This is a genomic window from Pedococcus soli (assembly GCF_054782575.1).
Genome location: NZ_BAAGSF010000006.1, coordinates 359,571 through 382,824, shown reverse-complemented (window position 1 = coordinate 382,824; position 23,254 = coordinate 359,571). Strand labels below are relative to the sequence as shown.

Annotated in this window: 23 protein-coding genes; 19 read left to right on the top strand and 4 right to left on the bottom strand. The window is 71.7% G+C overall.

What is annotated here, in order from left to right; translation table 11 throughout:
• Nucleotides 1-65 precede the first annotated feature (65 nt).
• From ruvC to ACYVKF_RS17065, 8 genes are all read left to right on the top strand, one after another.
• Nucleotides 66-671, top strand: coding sequence for a crossover junction endodeoxyribonuclease RuvC (ruvC, locus tag ACYVKF_RS17100; RefSeq protein ID WP_056914504.1), 606 nt, complete (start codon nt 66-68; stop codon nt 669-671).
• Nucleotides 668-1,270, top strand: a complete 603-nt coding sequence (gene ruvA, locus ACYVKF_RS17095) for a Holliday junction branch migration protein RuvA (protein ID WP_460967986.1) — start codon at nt 668-670, stop codon at nt 1,268-1,270. The genes ruvC and ruvA overlap by 4 nt, the downstream gene beginning before the upstream one ends.
• A 6-nt stretch (nt 1,271-1,276) precedes the next feature.
• Entirely contained in the window at nt 1,277-2,380 is a 1,104-nt protein-coding gene (gene ruvB / locus ACYVKF_RS17090) for a Holliday junction branch migration DNA helicase RuvB (protein ID WP_460967984.1), read from the top strand.
• 247 nt (nt 2,381-2,627) lie between these two features.
• Nucleotides 2,628-2,939, top strand: a complete 312-nt coding sequence (gene yajC / locus ACYVKF_RS17085; RefSeq protein ID WP_056914501.1) for a preprotein translocase subunit YajC — start codon at nt 2,628-2,630, stop codon at nt 2,937-2,939.
• A 12-nt stretch (nt 2,940-2,951) separates the two neighbouring features.
• Nucleotides 2,952-4,760: a protein translocase subunit SecD gene (secD, locus tag ACYVKF_RS17080; protein ID WP_460967981.1), complete on the top strand. Its 1,809-nt coding sequence runs from the start codon at nt 2,952-2,954 to the stop codon at nt 4,758-4,760.
• Nucleotides 4,757-5,923, top strand: a complete 1,167-nt coding sequence (gene secF / locus ACYVKF_RS17075; RefSeq protein ID WP_460967979.1) for a protein translocase subunit SecF — start codon at nt 4,757-4,759, stop codon at nt 5,921-5,923. Before secD ends, secF begins: the two co-directional genes overlap by 4 nt.
• Nucleotide 5,924: 1 nt before the next feature.
• Nucleotides 5,925-6,473 (top strand): adenine phosphoribosyltransferase, encoded by a 549-nt coding sequence (locus ACYVKF_RS17070; RefSeq protein WP_460967976.1) that lies wholly within the window; start codon nt 5,925-5,927, stop codon nt 6,471-6,473.
• Nucleotides 6,474-6,505: 32 nt separating this feature from the next.
• On the top strand, nt 6,506-8,815 hold the full coding sequence (locus ACYVKF_RS17065) for a RelA/SpoT family protein (protein ID WP_056919057.1): 2,310 nt from the start codon (nt 6,506-6,508) through the stop codon (nt 8,813-8,815).
• Between the two features lie 28 nt (nt 8,816-8,843).
• On the opposite strand, the gene ACYVKF_RS17060 is transcribed toward ACYVKF_RS17065, so the two are convergent.
• The 3 genes from ACYVKF_RS17060 to ACYVKF_RS17050 all read right to left on the bottom strand — a co-directional run bounded on the left by ACYVKF_RS17060 (nt 8,844) and on the right by ACYVKF_RS17050 (nt 11,985).
• Nucleotides 8,844-9,266, bottom strand: a complete 423-nt coding sequence (locus ACYVKF_RS17060; protein WP_460967975.1) for a hypothetical protein — start codon at nt 9,264-9,266, stop codon at nt 8,844-8,846.
• 63 nt (nt 9,267-9,329) lie between these two features.
• Entirely contained in the window at nt 9,330-11,159 is a 1,830-nt protein-coding gene (locus ACYVKF_RS17055; RefSeq protein ID WP_460967973.1) for a DUF349 domain-containing protein, read from the bottom strand.
• A 1-nt stretch (nt 11,160) separates the two neighbouring features.
• Nucleotides 11,161-11,985 (bottom strand): peptidylprolyl isomerase, encoded by an 825-nt coding sequence (locus ACYVKF_RS17050; protein ID WP_460967971.1) that lies wholly within the window; start codon nt 11,983-11,985, stop codon nt 11,161-11,163.
• A gap of 45 nt (nt 11,986-12,030) precedes the next feature.
• Here ACYVKF_RS17050 and ACYVKF_RS17045 point away from each other — a divergent pair, with 45 nt between their 5' ends.
• Genes ACYVKF_RS17045 through ACYVKF_RS17035 form a run of 3 tightly spaced genes read left to right on the top strand, consistent with a single transcriptional unit; the run spans nt 12,031 to nt 15,328 of the window.
• Nucleotides 12,031-12,732: an MBL fold metallo-hydrolase gene (locus ACYVKF_RS17045; protein ID WP_460968778.1), complete on the top strand. Its 702-nt coding sequence runs from the start codon at nt 12,031-12,033 to the stop codon at nt 12,730-12,732.
• The gene (gene hisS, locus ACYVKF_RS17040; RefSeq protein ID WP_460968776.1) at nt 12,720-14,075 is read left to right on the top strand and encodes a histidine--tRNA ligase; all 1,356 of its coding nucleotides are present in this window, start codon (nt 12,720-12,722) and stop codon (nt 14,073-14,075) included. Before ACYVKF_RS17045 ends, hisS begins: the two co-directional genes overlap by 13 nt.
• Before the next feature lie 5 nt (nt 14,076-14,080).
• A complete protein-coding gene (locus ACYVKF_RS17035) occupies nt 14,081-15,328 on the top strand; it encodes a 4-alpha-glucanotransferase (RefSeq protein ID WP_056919052.1) in 1,248 nt (415 codons plus the stop codon).
• A gap of 90 nt (nt 15,329-15,418) precedes the next feature.
• Here the strand turns inward: ACYVKF_RS17035 and ACYVKF_RS17030 are convergent, their stop codons facing one another.
• Entirely contained in the window at nt 15,419-16,027 is a 609-nt protein-coding gene (locus ACYVKF_RS17030; RefSeq protein ID WP_056914492.1) for a hypothetical protein, read from the bottom strand.
• Between the two features lie 38 nt (nt 16,028-16,065).
• On the opposite strand from ACYVKF_RS17030, the gene xerD reads away from it, so the two are divergent.
• The 8 genes from xerD (at nt 16,066) to ACYVKF_RS16990 (ending at nt 23,243) form a co-directional block, all read left to right on the top strand.
• The gene (gene xerD / locus ACYVKF_RS17025) at nt 16,066-16,977 is read left to right on the top strand and encodes a site-specific tyrosine recombinase XerD (RefSeq protein ID WP_056914491.1); all 912 of its coding nucleotides are present in this window, start codon (nt 16,066-16,068) and stop codon (nt 16,975-16,977) included.
• A gap of 208 nt (nt 16,978-17,185) precedes the next feature.
• Nucleotides 17,186-18,001 (top strand): ParA family protein, encoded by an 816-nt coding sequence (locus ACYVKF_RS17020; protein ID WP_056917081.1) that lies wholly within the window; start codon nt 17,186-17,188, stop codon nt 17,999-18,001.
• 4 nt (nt 18,002-18,005) lie between these two features.
• Nucleotides 18,006-18,992 (top strand): segregation and condensation protein A, encoded by a 987-nt coding sequence (locus ACYVKF_RS17015; protein WP_056917080.1) that lies wholly within the window; start codon nt 18,006-18,008, stop codon nt 18,990-18,992.
• Nucleotides 18,985-19,692, top strand: a complete 708-nt coding sequence (scpB, locus tag ACYVKF_RS17010; protein ID WP_082553188.1) for an SMC-Scp complex subunit ScpB — start codon at nt 18,985-18,987, stop codon at nt 19,690-19,692. The genes ACYVKF_RS17015 and scpB overlap by 8 nt, the downstream gene beginning before the upstream one ends.
• Nucleotides 19,689-20,651, top strand: a complete 963-nt coding sequence (locus ACYVKF_RS17005; RefSeq protein ID WP_460967968.1) for a pseudouridine synthase — start codon at nt 19,689-19,691, stop codon at nt 20,649-20,651. Before scpB ends, ACYVKF_RS17005 begins: the two co-directional genes overlap by 4 nt.
• 36 nt (nt 20,652-20,687) lie before the next feature.
• The gene (locus tag ACYVKF_RS17000) at nt 20,688-21,770 is read left to right on the top strand and encodes a prephenate dehydrogenase (protein WP_460967966.1); all 1,083 of its coding nucleotides are present in this window, start codon (nt 20,688-20,690) and stop codon (nt 21,768-21,770) included.
• Nucleotides 21,771-21,843: 73 nt separating this feature from the next.
• Nucleotides 21,844-22,548: a (d)CMP kinase gene (gene cmk, locus ACYVKF_RS16995; RefSeq protein WP_460967964.1), complete on the top strand. Its 705-nt coding sequence runs from the start codon at nt 21,844-21,846 to the stop codon at nt 22,546-22,548.
• A complete protein-coding gene (locus tag ACYVKF_RS16990; protein WP_460967963.1) occupies nt 22,545-23,243 on the top strand; it encodes a lysophospholipid acyltransferase family protein in 699 nt (232 codons plus the stop codon). The genes cmk and ACYVKF_RS16990 overlap by 4 nt, the downstream gene beginning before the upstream one ends.
• The last annotated feature ends 11 nt before the right edge of the window (nt 23,244-23,254 follow it).

The following is a 23,254-nucleotide window of genomic DNA, read 5'->3' as shown; positions in this document are numbered from 1 at the left end:
AGCGTTCACCCGAACACGTGTTCGGATGCCCCGGCCCCGGACGTCACCTCGGAGGGAGCAGTGGAGTGCGCGTACTCGGTGTCGACCCCGGCCTCACGCGATGCGGCCTCGGTGTCGTCGACAGTGGTCGCGGCAACCGGCTGACGATGGTCGCCGTCGGTGTCGTGCGCACCCCCGGGGACCGCGACACGGGGGAGCGGCTCGTCTACCTGCAGGACCAGATGGATGCCTGGTTGGACCGGTTCCAGCCCGATGCCATCGCCCTCGAGCGCGTGTATGCCGCCGACCACGTCCCGACCGTGATGACCACCGCGCAGGCCTCCGCCCTGGCCCTCCTCGCCGCCGCGCGCCGCGGGCTTCCGCTCATCACGCACACACCCACCGAGGTGAAGGCGGCCGTGACCGGTTCCGGCCGGGCTGACAAGGCCCAGGTGACGGCGATGGTCACCCGGATCCTCGAGCTCGAGGTGGCACCCAAGCCCGCTGACGCCGCCGACGCCCTGGCGCTGGCGATCTGCCACCACTGGCGTGGCGGCGGGGACCAGCGGCTCGCCCTGGCCGCGGCGTCCGAGCGGGCCCGGCTCAAGGCGGTCGCGACCCGCGCCGCGGAGGGCTCCGCAGCCGTCCCCGGCACGCAGGCCCGCTCCCGCAGGACGGCGGTGTCACGATGATCGCCTCGGTCCGTGGATCCGTCAGGCACATCGGTCTCGACCGCGTCGTCGTCGAGGTCGGGGGAGTCGGCATGCTGCTGCACACCACGCCGGCCACGGCCTCGGCCCAGCACCTCGGCCGCGAAGCCACCCTGGCGACGACCCTGGTCGTCCGCGAGGACTCGCTCACGCTCTACGGCTTCGCGTCCGACGAGGAGCGCGACATCTTCGAGCAGGTCCAGACCGTCTCCGGCGTGGGGCCCCGGCTGGCCCTGGCGATGCTGTCGGTCCTGGCCCCCGACCGGCTGCGCGCCGCGGTCACCGGAGGCGACCTCGCCACCCTGACCAAGGTCCCCGGCATCGGCAGGAAGGGCGCAGAGCGCATCGTCCTGGAGCTGCGCGACAAGATCGGCCTCCCGTCGGGTGCAGCGGGCGCGACGCCCAGCGCGCCCGTCGCGTCGGGTCCGTCGTGGCGCGACCAGGTGACCGAGGCCCTCACGGGGCTCGGGTACTCCGGCAAGCAGGCCGAGGACGCCGTGTCGTCCGTGGCTGCTGCGGCGCCGGCGTCGCCGAACGTCTCCGAGATGTTGCGCGCCGCCCTGCGCGAGCTGGGGCGGTGACGGGTGATGGCTGACGGCTTCTCCTCCGAGATGTACGAGGACTCCTCCCTCGACGCCACGGCCCGGGTCGTCGACCCCGCCGGCAACACCGATGAGCGCCAGGTCGAGATGGCCCTGCGGCCCCGCCGGCTCAGCGAGTTCACGGGGCAGACGCGGGTACGTGACCAGCTCTCGCTCGTCCTCGAGGCCGCCCGTCGTCGTGGCACCCCGCCCGACCACGTCCTGCTCTCGGGGCCGCCCGGCCTCGGCAAGACCACGCTGGCCATGCTCATCGGCACCGAGCTCGAGCGCCCGATCCGCATCACCAGCGGCCCGGCCATCCAGCACGCGGGCGACCTCGCGGCCGTCCTGTCCTCCCTGACCGAGGGGGAGGTGCTCTTCCTCGACGAGATCCACCGCATGTCCCGTTCGGCCGAGGAGATGCTCTACCTCGCCATGGAGGACTTCCGCGTCGACGTCATCGTCGGCAAGGGACCCGGGGCCACCGCCATCCCGCTCGAGCTGCCGCCGTTCACCGTGGTGGGCGCGACCACCCGAGCCGGGCTGCTCCCGGCGCCCCTGCGCGACCGCTTCGGCTTCACCGGCCACCTCGACTTCTACGCCACCGACGACCTCGTGACGATCCTGCACCGCTCGGCCCGCCTGCTGGACGTGGTGGCGGACGCCGCCGGCATCGAGGAGATCGCCCGGCGGTCGCGCGGCACACCCCGCATCGCCAACCGCCTGCTGCGCCGAGTGCGCGACTGGGCCCAGGTGCACGGCCGCCACGTCGTGGACGAGACGGCGGCGCATGCGGCGCTGGCCTTGTTCGACGTGGACGACCGGGGTCTGGACCGCCTCGACCGGGCGGTGCTCGAGGCGCTCTGCCGCAGGTTCGGCGGGGGACCGGTGGGCCTGTCGACGCTGGCGGTGGCCGTGGGCGAGGAGGCCGACACGGTCGAGACCGTCGCAGAGCCGTTCCTCGTCCGCGAGGGCTTCATCACGCGCACCCCACGTGGCCGGGCAGCGACGTTGCTGGCGTGGGACCACCTCGGTTACACCCCACCGGCCGGGCTCGAACGGCAGCCCGCACTGCCGCTGGACACCGGCGAGGGGCGCTTCGGGGCCTGAGTGCGGCCCTGCCGGGTGCCCTGGCGGCATACCGGCGCGACCTGGTGGGGCCCCACCGCGGCACCGTGGGGGCCCCGCGGCGGCACGGCGCGAAATGGTCACAATTGGAACGCGACCACGGTGGGGCACGTTGGTCGGTATGCCGTGCGTCACCTACACTCGGGCGGTCACCCGGCCAGCGTCGGGGAATCGTGCGCGCCCGAGACCCGGCTGCGCGCACCACCTGCCAACCGTGAAGGGATGCTCCATGTCGAATGGCGGCTCGCCCACTGCCAGCCTGCTGATCTTCGCCCTGCCCGTGCTGCTCATCGCCTTCATGGTGTTCACGCAGCGGCGGCGCCAGCGCGACGTGCAGAAGCTGCAGGCAGGACTGGCGGTCGGCGACGAGGTCTGCACGACCTCGGGGCTCTTCGGCACGGTGCGTTCCCTGGACGACGCGGTCGTCACGCTCGAGGTGGCCCCCGGGGTCGTCCTCAGGTTCGACCGCCGGGCCATCGGCCTGAAGACCGCCGCCCCCGCGGCGACCGACCAGCCGGGCACCCCCGGCACCACCGAGTAGAGGTCACCACCCGTGGCAATCAACCCGTACAACCGCAAGCCGCTGAAGGTCCTGTCAGCGCTGGCGGCCGTCACCATCGGCCTCTACGGCCTGCTGTTCGCAGCGACCACCTGGGGTGAGGCGCAGCTCGAGCCCAAGCTCGGCCTCGACCTCGCCGGTGGGACGCAGCTCGTCCTCGCTCCCCGCCTCGTGGGCAACGCGAAGGTGACGACCGACCAGCTCAACCAGGCCCGCGACATCATCGTGCAGCGTGTCGACTCCAACGGTGTCGCCGGGGCCGAGGTGACCACGAGCAACGACAACATCGTCGTGAGCATGCCGGGCACGCCCGACAAGGCCACCGAGGATGCCATCCGCCGCTCCTCGCAGATGCAGTTCCGTCCCGTCCTCGTCGCTGCCCCAGGCACGAACGTCCCGGTGCCCACGGGTACCGCGACGGGCACGGCCACCGGGACCGCCACGGGCACGGCGACCGGGAGTGCCACGGGCAGCAAGACCACCTCCACGCCCCCGAAGGCGACCGGTGCCACGACCAGCGCGGGCAGCGGCCTGCCCGGCGCGTTCGTCCGGGCCACCACCCCGCAGCCCAGCGCCACCACCGGGGCGGCCACGCCGACCGGCGGTGCGACCACGGGCACCGCGACCAAGCCGACCGACGCCAGCGACCTGAGCCAGATCACGCCGGCGCTGACCAAGGAGTTCCAGGACCTCGACTGCGCAAAGCCCGGTGTCCTGGACGGGATCGTCGACGACCCGACCAAGCCGCTGGTCACCTGCAACGTCAACCTCGGCGAGAAGTACATCCTCGGTCCGGTCGAGGTGCGCGGCGACCAGATCAAGGACGCCGTCGCCGGCTACCAGCCGCTGCAGAACGGCCAGCCCTCGAGCATCGTGGAGATCCGGCTGTCCTTCAACGACAGCGGCACCACGGCCTTCGGCAACGTCACCAAGCGCCTGGTCAGCCTCGAGGACCCGCGCAACCGGTTCGCCGTGACGCTCGACTCCCAGGTGCTCACCGCGCCGACCGCGCAGGCCGCCATCCTCGACGGCCAGGCCAGCATCACCGGCAGCTTCACGATCGTCAGTGCCCGCGACCTGGCCAACCAGCTGAAGTTCGGCGCCCTGCCGCTGTCGTTCGACCTGCAGACCCGTGACGAGATCAGCCCCACCCTCGGTGGCGAGCAGCTCCGCATGGGCCTGCTCGCCGGGGTCATCGGCTTCGTGCTGGTCTTCGGCTACTCGCTGATCCAGTACCGCGCCCTCGGCCTGGTCACCGTCGCGTCGATCGTCATCGCCGCGGTGCTCACGTACGTCTCGATCGCCTTGCTCGGGTGGTCCCAGAACTTCCGGCTCGACATGGCCGGCGTCACGGGGCTGATCGTGGCCATCGGTGTCACCGCCGACTCGTTCATCGTCTACTTCGAACGCATCCGCGACGAGGTGCGTGAGGGACGACCGCTGCGCGCCGCGGTCGACACCGGGTGGCGTCGCGCCCGGCGCACCATCCTGGCCGCTGACGGCGTGAACTTCCTGGCCGCCTTCGTGCTGTACCTGCTGGCGTCGAGCAACGTGCGCGGCTTCGCGTTCACACTCGGCCTCACGACCCTCATCGACCTGCTCGTCGTGGTCATGTTCACCCACCCGGTCGTGGCCCTGCTGTCCACCACGAAGTTCTTCGGCGGCGGCCACCGCTGGTCCGGTCTCGACCCGCAGCGCCTGGGTGTCAAGGCCTTCAAGCCCCGGTATGCCGGACGCGGACGGATCGCGATGCCTGCCATGAACAAGACCGCGTCCGCCACGAACGACGGGAGTGCGCTGTGATCAACTTCGCCGCGCTCGGCAACGACCTCTACACCGGCAAGCGGTCCATCGACTTCGTCGGCCGCTACAAGCGGTGGTACCTCGTCTCCGGGGTGTTCATCCTCCTGGCGGCCCTCGGCCTGGTCCTGCAGGGGCTCAACCTCAGCCTGGAGTTCTCGGGCGGCTCGGAGTTCCGGGTCTCCGGGGTCAGGGTCACCGACTCCTACGAGCAGACCGCCAAGGACGCGGTGACCTCCGTGGCCGCAGCGGGTGCCCCCGAGGTGACGACCATCGGCTCGAGCACCGTCCGGGTGCAGACCGAGAAGCTCAACGACTCCCAGAGCCGAGACGTCCAGGACGCCCTCGCCAAGGCGTTCGGCACCACGTCCGACAAGGTGTCCGCCACCTTCGTCGGCCCGTCATGGGGCGCCTCGGTGAGCCAGAAGGCCCTCCAGGCCCTGGCCGTCTTCCTCGCCCTCGTGGCGGCCGTCATGGCGATCTACTTCCGCACCTGGAAGATGGCCGTCGCCGGCCTCGCCGCGCTGCTGCACGACCTGTTCATCACGGTCGGCATCTACGCCCTTGCCGGCTTCGAGGTGTCGCCTGCGACGATGATCGGCTTCCTGACGATCCTCGGGTACTCGCTGTACGACACCGTCGTCGTCTTCGACAAGGTGCGCGAGAACACCACCGAGGCCCGGGGCAACGGACGGATGTCCTACGCCCAGGCCGCCAACCTCGCCGTCAACCAGACCCTGGTGCGCTCGATCAACACCACCGTCGTGGCCCTGCTGCCGATCGCGGCGATCCTCGTCATCGGCTTCCTCTTCCTCGGCCCCGGCACCCTGCTCGACCTCGCGCTGGCGCTGTTCGTCGGCATCGCGGTCGGTGCGTACTCCTCGATCTTCATCGCCACCCCGTTGCTCGTGCACATGCGTGACCACGAGCCCGAGATGGTCGAGCTGACGAAGAAGGCCGAGCGCTACCAGCAGCGCCACGGCGGCAAGGTGCTCGCCTCCGACGCCGCCCCGGTGGACCACGGCAGCGACGACGACCTCGAGCCGGCGGCCGTAGGCACCGGGGAGCGCCGAACCACGTCCTCCACGGTCCGCGAGACGCACAAGTACGCCTCACCGTCCGGTCCGCGGAACCAGCCGAAGCGGCCTCCGAAGTCGCGTCGCTGACATGACCACGACCGCCTCGGCCTCCCTCGTCGCGCTCATCGAGAGCCGACTGCGTGACATCCCCGACTTCCCCAGCCCCGGGGTCGTCTTCAAGGACGTCACGCCGTTGCTCGCCGATGCAGAGGCGTTCGGCGCGGTGGTCCGCGACATGGCGGACCGCCGGCGCGGGAGCGTCGACCTGGTCGTGGGGATCGAGGCCCGCGGGTTCATCTTCGGAGCAGCCCTGGCCCACGAGCTCGGGATCGGGTTCGTGCCCGTCCGCAAGGCGGGCAAGCTCCCCGGGAAGACGATGGGCGTCTCCTACGACCTCGAGTACGGCAGCGCCACCATCGAGATCCACGAGGACTCGTTCGTCGGCGGGGAGCGGGTGCTCGTCGTCGACGACGTGCTCGCCACCGGCGGCACGGCCGAGGCGGCCTGCCGCCTGCTCGAGGACGCGGGCGCCGAGGTGGTCGCGTTCGAGGCGCCGATCGAGCTCGAGTTCCTGCACGGGCGCGACCGGTTGACGGGTCGCGAGGTGCACTGCAGCCTCGTCGTCCGAGGCGACTGAACCGGCCTGCCCCCATCACGTAGGCTCAGCCCATGAGCGAGGACGTCGTCACCGGGCCGGTCCCCACCGGCGCCTCGTCGGCGAGCCGCGTGCGGGCCAGGTTGGCGCGCTTCGGCAGCCGTGGGGGCCCGACCAACCCGGTCCTCGAGCCACTCCTGCAGACCGTCCGCGCGACGCACCCCAAGGCCGACCTCACGGTCATCGAGCGGGCCTACGTCGTGGCCGAGGAGGCCCACCGCGGCCAGAAGCGCAAGTCCGGCGACGCGTACATCACGCACCCGCTGGCCGTGACGACGATCCTGGCCGAGCTGGGCATGACGCCGGCCACCCTCGCGGCGGCGCTCCTGCACGACACGGTCGAGGACACGGCATACAGCCTGACCCAGCTGGAGAAGGACTTCGGCCGCGAGGTCGCGATGCTCGTCGACGGGGTCACCAAGCTCGACAAGGTGACGTACGGCGACGCGGCCCAGGCGGAGACGGTCCGCAAGATGGTCGTGGCGATGGCGCGCGACATCCGGGTCCTGGTCATCAAGCTCGCGGACCGGCTGCACAACGCCCGCACCTGGCGGTACGTGTCGGTCGAGTCCGCCCAGCGCAAGGCCCGCGAGACCCTCGAGATCTACGCCCCCCTGGCTCACCGGCTCGGCATGAACACCATCAAGTGGGAGCTCGAGGACCTGTCGTTCGCGACCCTGTACCCCAAGGTGTACGACGAGATCGTCCGGCTCGTGGCCGAGCGGGCGCCGGCGCGCGAGGAGTTCCTCTCGGGGGTGCGCGACCAGGTGAGTGAGGACCTGCGGGGCGCCAAGATCAAGGCGACCGTCACCGGTCGGCCGAAGCACTACTACTCCGTCTACCAGAAGATGATCGTCCGCGGCCGCGACTTCGAGGACATCTACGACCTCGTGGCCGTTCGCGTCCTCGTCGACTCGGTGCGCGACTGCTACGCGGCACTCGGTGCCCTGCACGCCCGCTGGAACCCCCTCCCCGGGCGGTTCAAGGACTACATCGCGATGCCGAAGTTCAACATGTACCAGTCGTTGCACACGACGGTCATCGGTCCCGAGGGCAAGCCGGTCGAGATCCAGATCCGCACGCACACCATGCACCGCCGGGCGGAGTACGGCGTCGCCGCGCACTGGAAGTACAAGGAGGACGCGACCGCCCCGCCGGCCGGCACCAAGGACGGCGAGACCGGCCCGATCAACGACATGGCGTGGCTGCGCCAGCTCCTCGACTGGCAAAAGGAGACCGCCGACCCGGGGGAGTTCCTCGACTCGCTGCGGTTCGAGATCAACGCGCGCGAGGTCTACGTCTTCACCCCGAAGGGCGAGGTCGTCGCCCTGCCCGCCGGCGCGACGCCCGTCGACTTCGCCTACGCCGTGCACACCGAGGTCGGTCACCACTGCATCGGCGGTCGCGTCAACGGCCGGCTGGTGCCCCTGGAGTCCACCCTCGAGAACGGCGACGTCGTCGAGGTGCTCACCTCCAAGGCCGACGGCGCCGGCCCGTCGCGCGACTGGCTGACCTTCGTCAAGTCGCCGAGGGCCCGCAACAAGATCAAGCAGTGGTTCTCCAAGGAACGTCGCGAGGAGGCCATCGAGACCGGCAAGGACGCGATCGCCAAGGCGATGCGCAAGGAGGGCCTGCCGCTGCAGCGCCTCCTGACCGTGGAGACCCTCACCGGCCTCGCCTCCGAGCTGCGCTACCAGGACATCGACGCCCTGTATGCCGCCGTCGGCGAGGGGCACGTGTCCGCCCAGCACGTGGTGGGCCGGCTCGTCGTCAGCCTCGGTGGTGAGGAGGGCGCGTCGGAGGACCTCGCCGAGGCCACCACCCCGACGCGGTCGATGCGTCGTCGCTCCGGCGACCCCGGCGTCGTCGTCGTCGGCACAGCCGACGTCTGGGTCAAGCTGGCCCGCTGCTGCACCCCGGTCCCGGGCGACCCGATCATGGGCTTCATCACCCGCGGGAACGGCGTCTCGGTCCACCGCACCGATTGCACCAACGCGGAATCGCTTCTGTCGCAACCCGATCGGATGATCGAGGTCGAGTGGGCGCCGTCGTCGGCATCCGTCTTCCTCGTCCAGCTCCAGGTCGAGGCGCTCGACCGGAACCGCCTGCTGTCCGACGTCACGCGGGTGCTGTCCGACCAGCACGTCAACATCCTGTCGGCCTCGGTGCAGACCTCGCGCGACCGGGTGGCGGTCTCGAAGTTCACCTTCGAGATGGGCGACCCGAGCCACCTCGACCACGTGATGAAGGCGGTGCGCAAGATCGACGGCGTCTTCGACGTCTACCGGATCACCGGCACCAAGGCGACGGCCGCCAAGGCCTAGTCGTCTCGTTGTCGCCTCGTCGGCGGGGTCAGGTGAGCGCGATCAGCGCCCCGACGGTCGCCAGGACAGCGCCCATGCTGCGGGTCCTGTCTGCCGCGAGGAGCCGGCGGACTGCCCTGTCGCTCTTGCCGTTTCGGCCGAGTTCCGCGTGGGTCGGGGCGGCGACGAAGGCTGTCGCCGCGAAGGTGAGGATCGTCCCGGCCGTTGCGACCACGAGTCCCGGGCCGATGGGTCCAGCGAGCCACGCCCACGTGAGGGTGGTGAGGAGGGCGGCATACGTGAGGACGACGAGGGGGACGATCGCCCGGCTGTGGGCGTCGTGCGACCTGGACCAACCATCCGAGCTCGTTCGAGCCAGGGCGGGGTAGACGAGGGCGGTCACGGTCAGCTGGAAGCCGAGGTGGAGGGTCGTCGCAGCCGCGAGGGCCACGAGGGCGGGGGAGCCGGTCACCGGAGGGGACCGTGGGTGGGCGCGCCGGTCACCGCGGTGACGCGACGCGACCCACCGCTGATGTCAGCCGCCGAACTCGTCGAGGTTGCCGCGGGCCTGGGCGAGCCACTGCTCCTGGGCCTCGAGCTTGGACTGGGCGTCCTTGACCTTCTTCTCGTTCCCGGACGCCTGCGCCTTCTCGACGTCGGCCTTGAGGGCCGCGACGGAGGACTCGAGCTGGTCGACCATGCTCTGGGCGCGGGCGGCCACCTCGGGATTCGTCTTGTGCCAACGCTTCTCGTCGGCCTCGCGCACGGCGGACTCGATGCGGCGCATCCCCTTCTCCATGCGGTCGACATCGCCGCGGGGCACCTTGCCGGCAGCCTCCCAGCGGTCCTGCACGGCGCGGAGCGCAGCCTTGGCGGCGTCGAGGTCGGTGACGGGCAGGATCGCCTCGGCCTCCTTGAGGAGCTCCTCCTTCACGGCGAGGTTGCCCCGGAACTCCTCGTCCTCCTTGGCGGCCTCCGCGTCCTTGGCGGTGAAGAAGGCGTCCTGGGCGGCCTTGAACCGGGCCCACAGGGCGTCGTCGTCGGTCCGGGAGGCGCGGCCGGCCTGGCGCCAGCGGTCCATGAGCCGCTTGAACGCGCCCGCCGTCGCACCCCAGTCGGTGCTCGTCGCGAGGGACTCGGCCTCCTTCACCAGGTCCTGCTTGGCGGCCTTGGCCTCACCCTGGGTGCTCTCGAGCTGGGCGAAGTGGACGCGCCGGGCCTTGTCGAAGGAGTTGCGGGCCTGGCTGAACCGCTGCCAGAGAGCACCCTCGGTCTCGCGGTCGAGGCGGGTGCCGGCGCGCTGGTGCTTCTTCCACTCGTCGAGCAGCTCACGCATCCGCGCACCGCTGCTCTTCCACTGGATCTTGTTCTCCGGCTGCCCGGCGATCTTCTCGGCCTCGGCGACGATGGCCTCACGCTCGGTGGCCGCGATTGCGCGAGCCGCGTTGCGCTCGGCGCTCTCGGTCTTCTTGCGCTCGGCGACCGCCTCACCGATCTCGGCGATCTTCGCCTCGAGGGCCTCGAGGTCGCCCACGACACCGGCTTCGGCAGCGTGCTCGCGCAGCTTCGTCAGGCCCTCGGCACCGTCCTTGGCGGACAGGTCGGTGGTCGTCACCCGCTGGTGGAGCAGGTCGGCGGACGCGAACAGCTCGTCGTACTTGCGGGCGAAGTAGTGCAGCGCCTCGTCGGGCGTGGCGCCGGGGTAGGCCCCGACCTCCTTCTCGCCGTCGGCGGTACGGACGAACACGGTGCCGTCCTCGGCCACCCGACCGAATGTCTCGGCCGGCGGCCCGCTGGGGGCGGCAGCCGTGAGGGTGGGCAGCGGGTGGGCCACCTTGCGCACGGCAGCGGGGGACGGGATCGGCGCCGGCTTCGGCACGGGCCGCGGCCTGGCCGCCGGAGCCGGAGCGGCGGGAGCGACCTCAGCGGGAACGTCCTCGCCGGCGGGAGCCTCGGGCTCGGCAGGCGCGGCTTCGGGCTCGGCTACCGCGGCCTCGGGCTCGGGCTCGGGGGCGGCCTCATTCTCGACGCCCGCTGCCGGAGCGTCGGCCGCGGGGGCCTCGGGCTCGGGAGTCTCTGCTTGGGCAGCCTCGGCCGCGGGGGCCTCGGGGTCGGGAGTCTCTGCTTGGGCAGCCTCGGCCGCGGGGGCCTCGGGCTCGGGTGCCTGCGCAGCGGCGTCCTCTGCGGCCGGAGCCTCCTCCGTGACGGCCTCAGGGGCCGCCTCGGGGGTCGCCTCAGCTGCCGCTTCGGGGGTCGCCTCAGCGGTCTCGTCGACGGTGGCGGTGGCGGCGGTCTCCTGGTCGGCCTGGGGCTCGGCGGGAGCCTGCGGCTCGGTGGGGTCAGCCGGGGGCGTCTGCTCGGTCACGTCAGGCCTTCTTCTCGGTCACAGCAACCTTGAGGATGCTGATGGGTGCAGCCGGGGCGCCATCGGTGGCGCCACCACTCACACCTGCTGCGGCGATCTTCTCGACAATATCCATTCCACCGGTCACCGTGCCGAAGATGGAGTACCCCTCGGGGACGCTGCTCAGGTCGGTGTCGTCGTAGACGATGAAGAACTGGTCGGCGTTGCTGTTGACGTCGGTGGTGCGCGCCATGGCCAGGGTGCCCTTGGGGTACTTGCCGTCCTTGGGCGTGTTCTCGAGCCCGTACGCGTAGCCGGGGCCGGTCCCGGTGCCGCCGAGCGGGTCTCCGCACTGGAGCACGAAGATGCCCTGGGTGGTGAGCCGGTGGCACGGCGCGTCGTTGAAGTAGCTGCTCCTGGCGAGCGCCACGAACGAGGCCACGGTCTGCGGTGCCTTGGCGCCGTCGAGCTGGAGGGTGATGTCGCCACAGTTGGTCGTCACCACCGCGGTGAAGGTCTTGCCCGCGGCGGTCGCCTTGGCGGGCAGGCCCTGCGTCTTGATGGCCGTCGGCACCGCAGGAGGCGCGGTGCACCCCGCGACGGCAGCGGTGGTCGCGCTGGTGGTGGCCTGCGGCGTGCTCGTCGCGCTCGGCGAGGCGGCGGGGGTGGTGTCGTCGCCACCGAGCCGGGTGGCGAGGAAGACGAACGCCGCGACGACCACGAGGACGGCAGCGACGACCACCGCGACCTGACGGTTGCGTGCGGCCTCGCGCTCCCGCTGGGCCGCTCGCGCGTCCAGCTTCTCCTGACGTCGGTGGGCCCTGGCTCGTTCCTGCTCCTTGGTCACGCGCGCCAGTCTAGGCAGGAGACGGCGATGACTAGGCTGCCGCCCGTGCTGACCGTTGCTTTTCCTGCTGCCGCCTTCGACACCAACTGCTACGTCCTGGCCCCCGCGCCGGGGGAGGAGTGCGTCGTCGTCGACCCGGGCATCGGGATCGAGGAGACCCTGAGGGCGGTCCTGACCGAGCACCGGTTGCGGCCCGCCGCGGTCCTGCTCACCCACGGCCACCTCGACCACGTGTACTCGGTGACACCGGTCTGCGGCGCCGACACGGCGGCATACATCCACGCGGACGACCGGTATCGGCTGGTGGACCTCCTCGGGCAGTCCAACCCCGGGCTGGTCGCGATGCTCGAGCAGCAGTTCGGCACCCGGGCGACGTGGACCGAGCCCAGCAACGTCGTCGAGATCGGGGACCGGACGCACCTGGAGCTGGCCGGGCTGGGGTTCGACGTGCTCCACGCGCCCGGGCACACCGAGGGATCGGTGATGTTCGCGGTGGACGCGGTGCCGGACGGCATCGGCGACCAGGTGGACGTGGACCGGACCCTGCTCAGCGGTGACGTCCTCTTCGCCGGCTCGATCGGGCGGACCGACCTCCCGGGCGGGGACCCGGCGGCGATGAACCGCTCGCTGCGCGACGTCGTCCTGCCCCTGCCGGACACGACCCTGGTGCTGCCCGGCCACTACGGCGCCTCCACGATGGAGCGGGAGCGGGCCACGAACCCCCACCTGCAAGGATTGGGCGCGTGAAGATCACCCCGATCAGCGGTTTCCCCGAGTACCTCCCCGCCGAGCGCATCGTCGAGCAGCACTTCCTCGACGTCATCCGCGAGACCTTCGAGCTGCACGGCTTCCCCTCGATCGAGACCCGTGCCGTCGAGCCCGTCGAGCGACTCCTCGGCAAGGGCGGCGACGCCGACAAGGAGATCTACGGCGTGAGCCGCCTCGCCGGCGACGACGCCGGGTCGCGCGACGCCGAGCTCGGCCTGCACTTCGACCTGACCGTCCCGTTCGCGCGCTACGTCCTCGAGAACGCCGGACACCTCGCCTTCCCGTTCCGTCGCCACCAGATCCAGAAGGTGTGGCGCGGTGAACGCCCGCAGGAGGGCCGCTACCGCGAGTTCACCCAGGCCGACATCGATGTGGTCGACGTGGGGGAGCTGGCGCCCCACTTCGAGGCCGAGATCCCGCTCGTCATGGCCGAGGTCTTCTCGAAGCTGCCGATCGGCCAGATGGTCATCCAGGTCAACAACCGCAAGATCCCCGAGGGGTTCTACCTCGGCATCGGCGTCACCGACGCCATCGGCACCCTGCGCATCGTCGACAAGCTCGACAAGATCGGCCCGGCCAAGGTCGCCGACCTCCTCGTCGAGGCCGGCCTGACCCGCGAGCAGGCCGACCAGTGCCTGGCCCTCGCGGCGATCCGCACCGAGGACCTGTCGTTCGTCGACCGGGTCCGCGAGCTCGGGGTCAGCCACCCGACGCTCGACGAGGGCCTCGAGGCCCTGTCCCGCGTCATCGGCACCGGGATGGCCAACGCCCCCGGTGCCCTCGTCGCCGACCTGCGGATCGCCCGGGGACTCGACTACTACACGGGCACGGTCTACGAGACCCAGCTCGTCGGCCACGAGTCGTGGGGCTCGTTTTGCTCCGGCGGCCGGTACGACTCGCTCGCCTCCGACGGCAGGACCACGTACCCGGGTGTCGGCATCTCGATCGGCGTCTCCCGCCTGCTCGGCCTGCTGCTCGGGCAGAGGCTGCTCACGGCGAGCCGCTCCACCCCTGCCTGCGTGCTCGTCGCGGTCACCGACGAGGACTCCCGTGCCACGTCGACCCGCGTCGCGACCGAGCTGCGCGCCCGCGGCATACCGTGCGAGGTGGCGCCCAAGCCAGCCAAGTTCGGCAAGCAGATCCGGTACGCCGAACGGCGGGGCATGCCGTACGTCTGGTTCCCGGGCGCGGGGGAGCCCGCCGACGGCGCCACCGACCAGGTCAAGGACATCCGTTCCGGCGAGCAGGTGGACGCCGACGCCACGACGTGGCAGCCACCGGCCGACGACCTGCACCCCCAGATCCTGCGCGCGGAGAGCTGACCACCATGGACACCACCCAGCCGCTGACCGACGCCCGCACCAGCGGGGTGCAGCTGCACGTCACGTCCTTGCCGGGCGGTCGCCTCGGGCAGCCCGCGCGGGACTTCGTCGACTGGCTCGCCGAGGCGGGGCAGTCGGTGTGGCAGGTGCTGCCGGTGTCCGTGCCGGACCAGCACCGCTCGCCCTACAAGTCCCCGTCGGCCTTCGCTGCCTCCGCCGCCCTCCTCGAGGAACCGGACGCCCCGGTCAGCCAGGCGGAGCTCGACGCCTTCGCGGAGCGGGAGGCCTACTGGGTCGACTCGTGGACGAGCTTCGGCGGTGACCTCGCCGACCAGGTCCGCTTCGACCGGGAGTGGTCGGCCCTGCGCGCGTACGCCCACGAGCGAGGGATCCAGATCCTCGGTGACGTCCCCATCTACGTCGCCCCGGACGGCGCCGACGAACGGGCCTGGCCGCAGTTCTTCCGCGACGACGCGGTGGCCGGCTGCCCGCCGGACGCGTATGCCGCCACGGGCCAGCTCTGGGGCAACCCCCTGTACCGCTGGGACGTGCTCGCCGACGACGGCTACCAGTGGTGGATCGAGCGGCTGCGCCGGACGTTCGCCCTGTTCGACCTCGTCCGGGTGGACCACTTCCGCGGCTTCGCCGCCTACTGGGCCATCCCCGCCGGCGACGAGACGGCGCTGGGCGGGCAGTGGGAGCCGGGGCCGGGGCGGGCCGTGTTCGACGCAGCCCGTGGAGCGCTCGGTGACCTGCCGGTCCTCGCGGAGGACCTCGGTGACATCGACCAGCCCGTCATCGACCTGCGCAAGGCGCTGGGGTTCCCCGGGATGGCGGTGCTGCAGTTCGGGTTCGAGCCGGCCTACGAGTACAACACCCACGACCTGGTCAACCTCGCGCCCGACCAGGTGGTCTACACCGGCACCCACGACAACGACACGGTCAACGGCTGGTGGGCAGAGCTGCCCGAGCACCGGCGCGAGCTGGTCCGTGCTGCCTGGCGGGAGCGTGGTGTGCGGGCCGACGGCGACCGTGAGCCGAGCTGGGCGATGATCGAGCTCGCCCTGGCGACCCCCTGCGGCCTGGCGATGATGCAGGCGCAGGACGTCCTGGGCCTCGGTTCGACCGCCCGGATGAACGCGCCCGGCATCGAGGGCGGCTGGTCCTGGCAGATGGACCCCGGCGCGCTGACGTCGGAGCACGCTGCCCGCCTGCGCGACCTCACCCAGGCGTCCGGCCGCGCTCCAGCCTGATCCGGGCCCCATCCGCTGGTTCGTCCGCTGGTCCGAGGTGAACGCGCCGGGACTCCCCGGCGCGTTCACATCGAACGGAGGGCGCCGGCGTCAGGCCGCGGGGGGCTGCAGGCCGGAGTCGCGCAGCTCGAGCAGCGCCAGGGCACGGATCGTCGACTCCTCGCCCCGTCGCCACGCGCCCGTGGGGTCGGGGGAGATGGCGGCGAGCTTGCGCATCGGCTGGCCGGCCATGGCCCGCAGCGCGAACAGGTCGAGGTCGGCAGCCTGGTCGATGAACCGCTGGGCCGCCGTCGCCCGGCGCACGAACCGGCCGCGCACGAACAGCCAGACCAGCCCGACGATGACGATCGGCACCAGCGCCGTGACCCAGCCGAGCAGGTTGGCGAGCCGTTCGACCGCGGTGACGAGGTCGGTGCCGGCCTGCTGGATGGTCGTGCCCGCCGTGCCGGCGCGGCGGAACGGGCTGGCGATCTTGTCGCCCACGAGCGGCACGTCGCTCACGGCGTCGCCCGCACCCGTCATCTGCTCCCGGAACCCCGACCCCGCGCTCTGGAGCTGACGACCCGGTGCGCCGAGCTGGAGGGTCGCGTCGTGGACGACCCTCCCCACCCACGCCCAGGTGCACACCCAGGCCACGATCCCGAGGTCGGCGAGGATCTGGAGGGTGCGTCGGCCCGGGAGGTCTGCGTAGAGCTTCATGCCGCCTACACTCCCATTTCGTGCCCCCCACCAGCGCGATGGAGCGTGCGGTCCGCAGCTGGCTGGGCCACCTCGACGTCGAGCGCGGCATGGCCACCAACACGCTGAAGTCCTACCGGCGCGACCTCGCCCGCTACACGGCATACCTCGAGGCGCACGAGGTCCGGGAGCCCGCGGAGGTGACCGAGGCGCACGTGAGCGACTTCCTGGCCACCCTGCGCGAGGGCAGCGCCGACCACCCGCCGCTGGCCGCCTCCTCGGCCGCGCGCACGCTCGTCGCGGTGCGCGGTTTCCACAAGTTCCTCGCCCTGGAGGGGGAGGTGCTCACCGACCCCGCCGGCGCGGTGAGCCCGCCGAAACCCCCGACCCGGCTGCCCAAGGCGATCGCCGTCCACGAGGTGGAGCGGCTGCTCGAGGCGGCGAGCGTCGGCGACACCCCCGCGTCGCTGCGCGACCGAGCGCTGCTCGAGGTCCTCTACGGCGCCGGCGCGCGCATCTCCGAGGCGGTCGGCCTCGACATCGACGACATCGACACGGGGGAGGGGGTGGTCCGGTTGTTCGGCAAGGGCAGCAAGGAGCGACTCGTCCCCCTTGGTTCGTATGCCGCGGACGCCATCGGCGCGTACCTCGTCCGGGGGCGACCGGCGTTCGCCGGCAAGGGGAGGGGCACGCCCGCGGTCTTCCTGAACCAGCGCGGCGGCCGGTTGTCGCGGCAGTCGGCCTGGGCCGTGATGCGTGCGGCCGCCGAACGCGCCCAGCTGTCGGGCCACGTCTCGCCGCACACCTTGCGGCACTCGTTCGCCACCCACCTGCTCGACGGGGGAGCCGACGTGCGTGTCGTGCAGGAGCTCCTCGGCCACGCCTCGGTCACGACGACGCAGATCTACACCCTCGTCACGGTGCAGAGACTGCGCGAGGTGTACGCACAGAGCCACCCCCGTGCCCGCTGATAGGGTCAACCCGATCAGCGAGAGGCTGACCGCCGTACGCCAACGCACCGGGAGTGAAACGCCTGTGGAACCTGAGGTGACCACGCAGTCGCAACCATCCGACCAGCGCACCCCGGAGTCGTCCGACACCACCCACGAGCGCCACCACGCGCGTCTCCCGGGCACCGAGACGGTGGGTCCCGGAACCGTCGGCCCGACCGGCCGCCCGATGCCGGACTTCCCCGAGCCCGCCCCGCTGACCAGTCACGGTCCTGCGCGCATCATCGCGATGTGCAACCAGAAGGGTGGCGTCGGCAAGACCACGACGACCATCAACCTCGGTGCCGCGCTCGCCGAGGTGGGCCGCAAGGTCCTGCTGGTCGACTTCGACCCGCAGGGCGCGCTGTCCGTGGGTCTGGGCGTCCGGGCCAACGAGCTCGACGTCACCATCTACAACCTGCTGGTCGAGCGCGGCCACGACGTGCGCGACGTGATCCAGCAGACGTCGACGCCGAACCTCGACGTCATCCCGGCCAACATCGACCTGTCGGCCGCTGAGGTCCAGCTCGTCGGCGAGGTCGCCCGCGAGCAGATCCTGGCCCGGGTGCTGCGTCCCGTGATGGACGACTACGACGTCATCATGATCGACTGCCAGCCCTCGCTCGGACTGCTCACCGTCAACGCGCTCACCGCGGCCCACGGTGTCCTCATCCCGCTGGAGTGCGAGTTCTTCGCCATGCGTGGCGTGGCGCTGCTCGTCGAGACCATCGACAAGATCACCGACCGGCTCAACCCGCGACTGCAGGTCGACGGGATCCTCGCGACGATGTACGACTCGCGGACCCTGCACAGCAAGGAGGTCGTGCGCAGCGTCGTCGACCACTTCGGCGACCGGGTCTTCCACACCGTCATCAGCCGCACGGTGAAGTTCCCGGACGCGACGCTGGCCGCCGAGCCGATCACGACGTACGCGCCCACGCACGGGGCGGCCACGGCATACCGGCAGCTGGCCCGCGAGCTGATCGCCCGTGGTGGGGCGGCCTGAGCCGGTGACCCAGGAGGCCACCACCGAGGCCACCACGCAGGGCAGCCCGACCGCACAGGCCACTCCCGGTGGGGTCATCACCCGGCGCGGCGGCCTCCCCTTCGAGGTGCACCTCGACGTCTTCTCCGGGCCGTTCGACCTGCTGCTCGGGCTGATCAGCAAGCACAAGCTGGACATCACCGAGATCGCGCTGGCCCAGGTCACCGACGAGTTCATCGAGCACATCAAGGCCGCCCGCAAGACCGACGTCGAGTGGGACCTGGGGCAGGCCTCGGAGTTCCTGCTCATCGCCGCGACCCTGCTCGACCTCAAGTCCGCGCGGCTGCTGCCGCAGACCGGACCGCAGGACGAGGAGGACCTCGCGCTCATCGAGGCCCGCGACCTGCTGTTCGCGCGGCTGCTGCAGTACCGCGCCTTCAAGGACATCGCCTTCACCTTCGCGGAGCGGATGGCGACCGCAGGGCGGATGACGCCGCGCCAGGCCGGCATCGAGCCCCAGTTCGCCAAGCTGCTGCCCGAGCTGGTCATGGGGATCACCCCCGAGCAGCTCGCGATGATCGCCGCCCGGGCGATGACGCCGCGGGTCGCCCCGACCGTGGGGCTCGAGCACCTGCACGCCCCGCAGGTCAGCGTCCGCGAGCAGGCCGGGATCATCGGCGTGCGGCTGCGGGCCGAGCGGGTCTGCTCGTTCCGCTCGCTCGTCGCGGACGCCGACTCCACGCTCGTCATCGTCGCCCGGTTCCTTGCGCTGCTCGAGCTCTTCCGCGAGGCAGCGATCGCGTTCGAGCAGGTCGAGGCGCTGGGGGAGCTCACCGTGAGGTGGACCGGCACCGACGACGGGGAGATCGAGGTCAGCGACGAGTTCGACGAGTTCGACGAGTCGGACCAGACCGAGGACGATGGGGACGACAGCAGTCCCGAGCCGTCCGACGAGCAGCCCTCGCCGGAGACGGACGCGGGCACGAACCAGGAGCGCAGTGACGATGAGTGACACCGGTACCGACCAGGACGCACCGGTCGTCATCGACGTCGAGGAGCGCGTGGTGGACGAGACGGTGGTGGAGGAGACGGATCCCAACGCGGCGGCCTCAGAGGAGACGGCTCCCGAGGAGCAGTTCGCGTTCGACGTCAACGACTTCCCCGGCGGTGCCCGCAGCGCCATCGAGGCCGTCCTCATGGTGGTCGACGAGCCGGTCACCTCGATGGCCCTCGCGTCCGCGCTCGAGCTGCCGGTCGACGACGTCCAGGGACACCTCGAGGACCTGGAGCGGGAGTACGCCGAGCAGCTTCGCGGGTTCACCCTGCGCTCCGTGGCCGGCGGGTGGCGCATCTACAGCCGCTCCGACTACGCACCGGTCGTGGAGAAGTTCCTCCTCGACGGCCAGCAGGCCAAGCTCACGCAGGCGTCCCTCGAGACGCTCGCCGTCATCGCCTACCGCCAGCCGATCTCGCGTTCGCGTGTCTCGGCGGTGCGCGGCGTCAACGTCGACGGCGTCGTCCGCACGCTGCTCAACCGCGGCCTGATCGAGGAGCTCGGCGCGGAGACCGAGAGCGGCGCGGTCCTCTACGGCACCACCAACTACTTCCTCCAGAGGCTGGGCCTGGGCAGCCTGGACGACCTCCCGGCGCTCGCGCCGTACCTGCCCGAAATCGATGTGCTCGACGAAATAGCAGAACAGGGACGCGGATGACACCCCCACGCAGCAGAGACGGCTCGGCCGGAGCAGGACGAGGCGGCGGTCGCCCCGCCGGCGGCAGGGGCGGTTCCGGCCAGGGTGGACGCCCCGGTCCCCGGGGTGGTCCCACGGGCGCAGGTGCCGGGGGCCGCGGAGACCGTCCCCAGCGCGGCAGCTCGGGCACGACCAAGAAGAGCCAGCCGACGCGGGTGCCGCAGGAGCGCAACGAGCCCGACGTCGACATGCACGACCCCGACGGCATCCGGCTGCAGAAGCTGCTCGCCGCCGCCGGCGTGGGTTCGCGCCGCGTCTGCGAGAACCTCATCAGCGCCGGTCGCGTCGAGGTGGACGGCCACATCGTGCGCGAGCTCGGTGTGCGCATCCGTCCCGACCAGACCGTGCACGTCGACGGGGTGAAGGTCCAGCTCGACGAGAGCCGCGTGTACTTCGCGTTCAACAAGCCGCTCAACGTCGTCACGACGATGAGCGACGAGCTCGGCCGGATCAACATCGGCGACTACGTGAAGGACCGCACGGACCGGCTGTTCCACGTCGGTCGGCTGGACTCCGACACCGAGGGCCTGCTCCTGCTCACGAACGACGGCGAGCTCGCCCACCGGCTGCAGCACCCGCAGTACGGCGTCCTCAAGACCTACCTCGCCCAGATCCGTGGACCGGTACCGCGCGACATGGGTCGCCAGCTGCGCGAGGGCGTCCAGCTCGAGGACGGGCCGGCCTCCGTCGACTCGTTCCGCGTCGTGGACTCCCAGCCCGGCAAGGCGCTCGTCGAGGTGGTCCTGCACGAGGGACGCAAGCACATCGTGCGCCGGCTCCTCGACGCCGTGGGGCACCCCGTGATCAGCCTCGTGCGCGTCCAGGTGGGCCCGATCCACCTCGGTGACACCAAGCCCGGCAAGATGCGCAAGCTCACCAAGGACGAGGTCGGCAAGCTCTACACCGCTGCTGGACTCTGATCCCGTGGGTCACGACGCGTGGGTAGCCTTCGCGTCGTGACCCCACGCGTTCGGATCGTCGGCACCGGCCTCATCGGCACCAGCCTGGGCATCGCCCTCAGCCGTGCCGGGTATGCCGTGGTGCTCAGCGACCCGTCGCCCACCGCCTGCGCGCTGGCCCGTGACCTCGGCGCGGGTTCGCTTGCAGCGCAGGGCGATCCTGCCCCGGACGTGGTCGTCGTTGCCGCACCTCCCGACGTGGCGGGTGAGGTCGTGGCCGGCGAGCTCGACCACTGGCCGGAGGCCGTGGTCACCGACGTCGCGTCCGTGAAGGTCGCGGTGCTCGACCGGGTGCGGGACCTCGGTGGCGACCTCACCCGGTACGTCGGCTCGCACCCGATGGCCGGTCGGGAGCGCTCGGGTGCGGTTGCAGCCCGCGGAGACCTGTTCGACGGTCGTGCCTGGGTCGTCGTGCCCAGCGAGGAGTCGTCACCGGCTGCCGTCGACGCGGTGCGGGCGGTCGCCTCGGCCGCCGGCGGCACCGTCAGCACGATGAGCCCCACCGACCACGACGCGGCCGTGGCCGTGGTCTCGCACGTCCCGCAGCTGGCCTCGTCGCTGGTGGCGGGGCGACTGCGCGACCTGTCCGACCCTGCGGTTGCGTTGTCGGGTCAGGGGATCCGTGACGTCACGAGGGTCGCGGCGAGCGACCCCCAGCTGTGGACGCAGATCCTGGCCGGCAACGCCGCAGCGGTCCGCGAGGTGCTGGCGCACGTGCACGCCGAGCTGGGCGAGGTGATCACGGCCCTGGACGGGCTGGCCGACGGCGACGGCGTCGGGGCGCGCGAGGTGCTCGCCCGGATCGTGGCCCAGGGCAACGCCGGCCACGCGCGGATCCCCGGCAAGCACGGCGCTGCCCCGACGGCATACACGACGGTCGTGGTGCTCGTGCCGGACGAACCGGGCGAGCTCGCCCGGCTGCTGCACGACGTCGGCGACGCCGGCGTCAACCTCGAGGACCTGCACCTCGAGCACGGCCTCGGGCAGCCGTTCGGGCTGGCCGAGGTGTCGGTGCTTCCTGCGGTCGCCGAACGGCTGGCCGACGAGCTCCTCGCCCGCGGCTGGCGCCTCCACGGCTGACCGGTCCGCAGCGGGCACGCCCCGCTGCAGGGGCCGTCGCGGGCCGTCGGTGCTGCCCATAGGCTTGGCGGTCATGAGCAGCCAGCACCTCGTCGTCGCGATCGACGGACCCAGCGGGTCCGGCAAGTCCAGCGTCTCCCGCGCGGTCGCCCGCGAGCTCGGCATCGGGTACCTGGACACCGGTGCGATGTACCGCGCGGTCACGTGGTGGTGCCTCGAGGAGGGGGTCGACCTCGACGACACCGCAGCGGTCGAGCAGGCCTCGCGGGACATCCCGCTCGAGATGGGCACCGACCCCTCGCACGCGAGCGTGCAGGTCGGCGGCCGGGAGATCGAGGACGACATCCGCACCACGCGCGTCAGCGAGGTGGTGTCGAAGGTCGCCACGAACACCGGTGTCCGCCCGGTCCTGCAGCAGCTGCAGCGCGACCTCATCGACCGGATCGCCACCCGGACCGGGGGAGTCGTGGCCGAGGGCCGCGACATCACCACCGTCGTGGCACCCGACGCCGACGTCCGCGTCCTGCTCACGGCCAGCGTCGAGGCCCGCCTGCGCCGCCGCTCCAAGGAGCTGCACGGGCACGACGCGGCCCACGCGGTCGAGGCCACGCGGGACCAGATCGTCCGGCGGGACGCCGACGACTCGACGGTGTCGGAGTTCACCGAGGCCGCCGACGGCGTGCACCTCGTCGACACCTCCGACCTCGACTTCGAGCAGAGCATCGCCGCCGTCATCGACGTGGTGCGGCGGGAGGCCCCGGCCAAGGCCGGGGTGTGAGCACCTCTGCGTCCACGCCCGGCCCCGCCGTGACGCCCCAGTGGCGGGTGCGCATCAACATCGTCGTCGGCCGCGTGCTGTTCGGGGTCCTCTACCGGGTGACCACGGTCGGCCGCGACCGGGTGCCGAAGGTCGGTCCGGTGCTGTTCGTGGGCAACCACGTCGGGTTCCTCGACGGCCCGATGCTCCCTGCGCTGTCCCCGCGCCCGACCAGCATCCTGGTCAAGCGGGAGGTGTTCCGCGGTCTGCTGGGGTGGTTCCTCACCTTCATCGGCCACATCCCGGTCACCCGGAACTCCGGTGACCGCAGCGCCCTGACGACGGCGGTCGCGGTCCTGCGGGCGGGCGGTGCGGTCGGCATCTTCCCCGAGGGCACCCGGGGCCGTGGTGACGTCTCGACCGTCCAGCAGGGCGCCGCGTGGCTCGCCCTCCAGGGCGGTGCGACCGTGGTGCCCGTGGCGTTCCTCGGCACCCGGGAGACCGGCGCCTCCACCGGCACACTGCCCAGGCCCGGCACGCGGATGGTCGTCGAGTTCGGCGCGCCCGTCAGGCTCGCGGCCGACCCGGAGCTGACGGGACGGGCCCGCCTCGCTGCTGCCACCGCCCAAGTGCGTGACCTGCTCGCGGACCACGTGGCCAACGCCTCCGCACGGCACCAGATCGCGCTGCCGGAGGACGACGGACTGGGTTCGTAGGTCGACCTGCC

Excerpts from the sequence above, each read along its gene's own strand:
- ruvA (WP_460967986.1), top strand. The coding sequence starts at position 668 with ATGATCGCCTCGGTCCGTGGATCCGTCAGGCACATCGGTCTCGACCGC.
- ruvB (WP_460967984.1), top strand. The coding sequence starts at position 1,277 with ATGGCTGACGGCTTCTCCTCCGAGATGTACGAGGACTCCTCCCTCGAC.
- yajC (WP_056914501.1), top strand. The coding sequence starts at position 2,628 with ATGTCGAATGGCGGCTCGCCCACTGCCAGCCTGCTGATCTTCGCCCTG.
- ACYVKF_RS17070 (WP_460967976.1), top strand. The coding sequence starts at position 5,925 with ATGACCACGACCGCCTCGGCCTCCCTCGTCGCGCTCATCGAGAGCCGA.
- ACYVKF_RS17065 (WP_056919057.1), top strand. The coding sequence starts at position 6,506 with ATGAGCGAGGACGTCGTCACCGGGCCGGTCCCCACCGGCGCCTCGTCG.
- ACYVKF_RS17035 (WP_056919052.1), top strand. The coding sequence starts at position 14,081 with ATGGACACCACCCAGCCGCTGACCGACGCCCGCACCAGCGGGGTGCAG.
- ACYVKF_RS17030 (WP_056914492.1), bottom strand. The coding sequence starts at position 16,027 with ATGAAGCTCTACGCAGACCTCCCGGGCCGACGCACCCTCCAGATCCTC.
- xerD (WP_056914491.1), top strand. The coding sequence starts at position 16,066 with ATGGAGCGTGCGGTCCGCAGCTGGCTGGGCCACCTCGACGTCGAGCGC.
- ACYVKF_RS17020 (WP_056917081.1), top strand. The coding sequence starts at position 17,186 with ATGCCGGACTTCCCCGAGCCCGCCCCGCTGACCAGTCACGGTCCTGCG.
- scpB (WP_082553188.1), top strand. The coding sequence starts at position 18,985 with ATGAGTGACACCGGTACCGACCAGGACGCACCGGTCGTCATCGACGTC.
- ACYVKF_RS17005 (WP_460967968.1), top strand. The coding sequence starts at position 19,689 with ATGACACCCCCACGCAGCAGAGACGGCTCGGCCGGAGCAGGACGAGGC.
- cmk (WP_460967964.1), top strand. The coding sequence starts at position 21,844 with ATGAGCAGCCAGCACCTCGTCGTCGCGATCGACGGACCCAGCGGGTCC.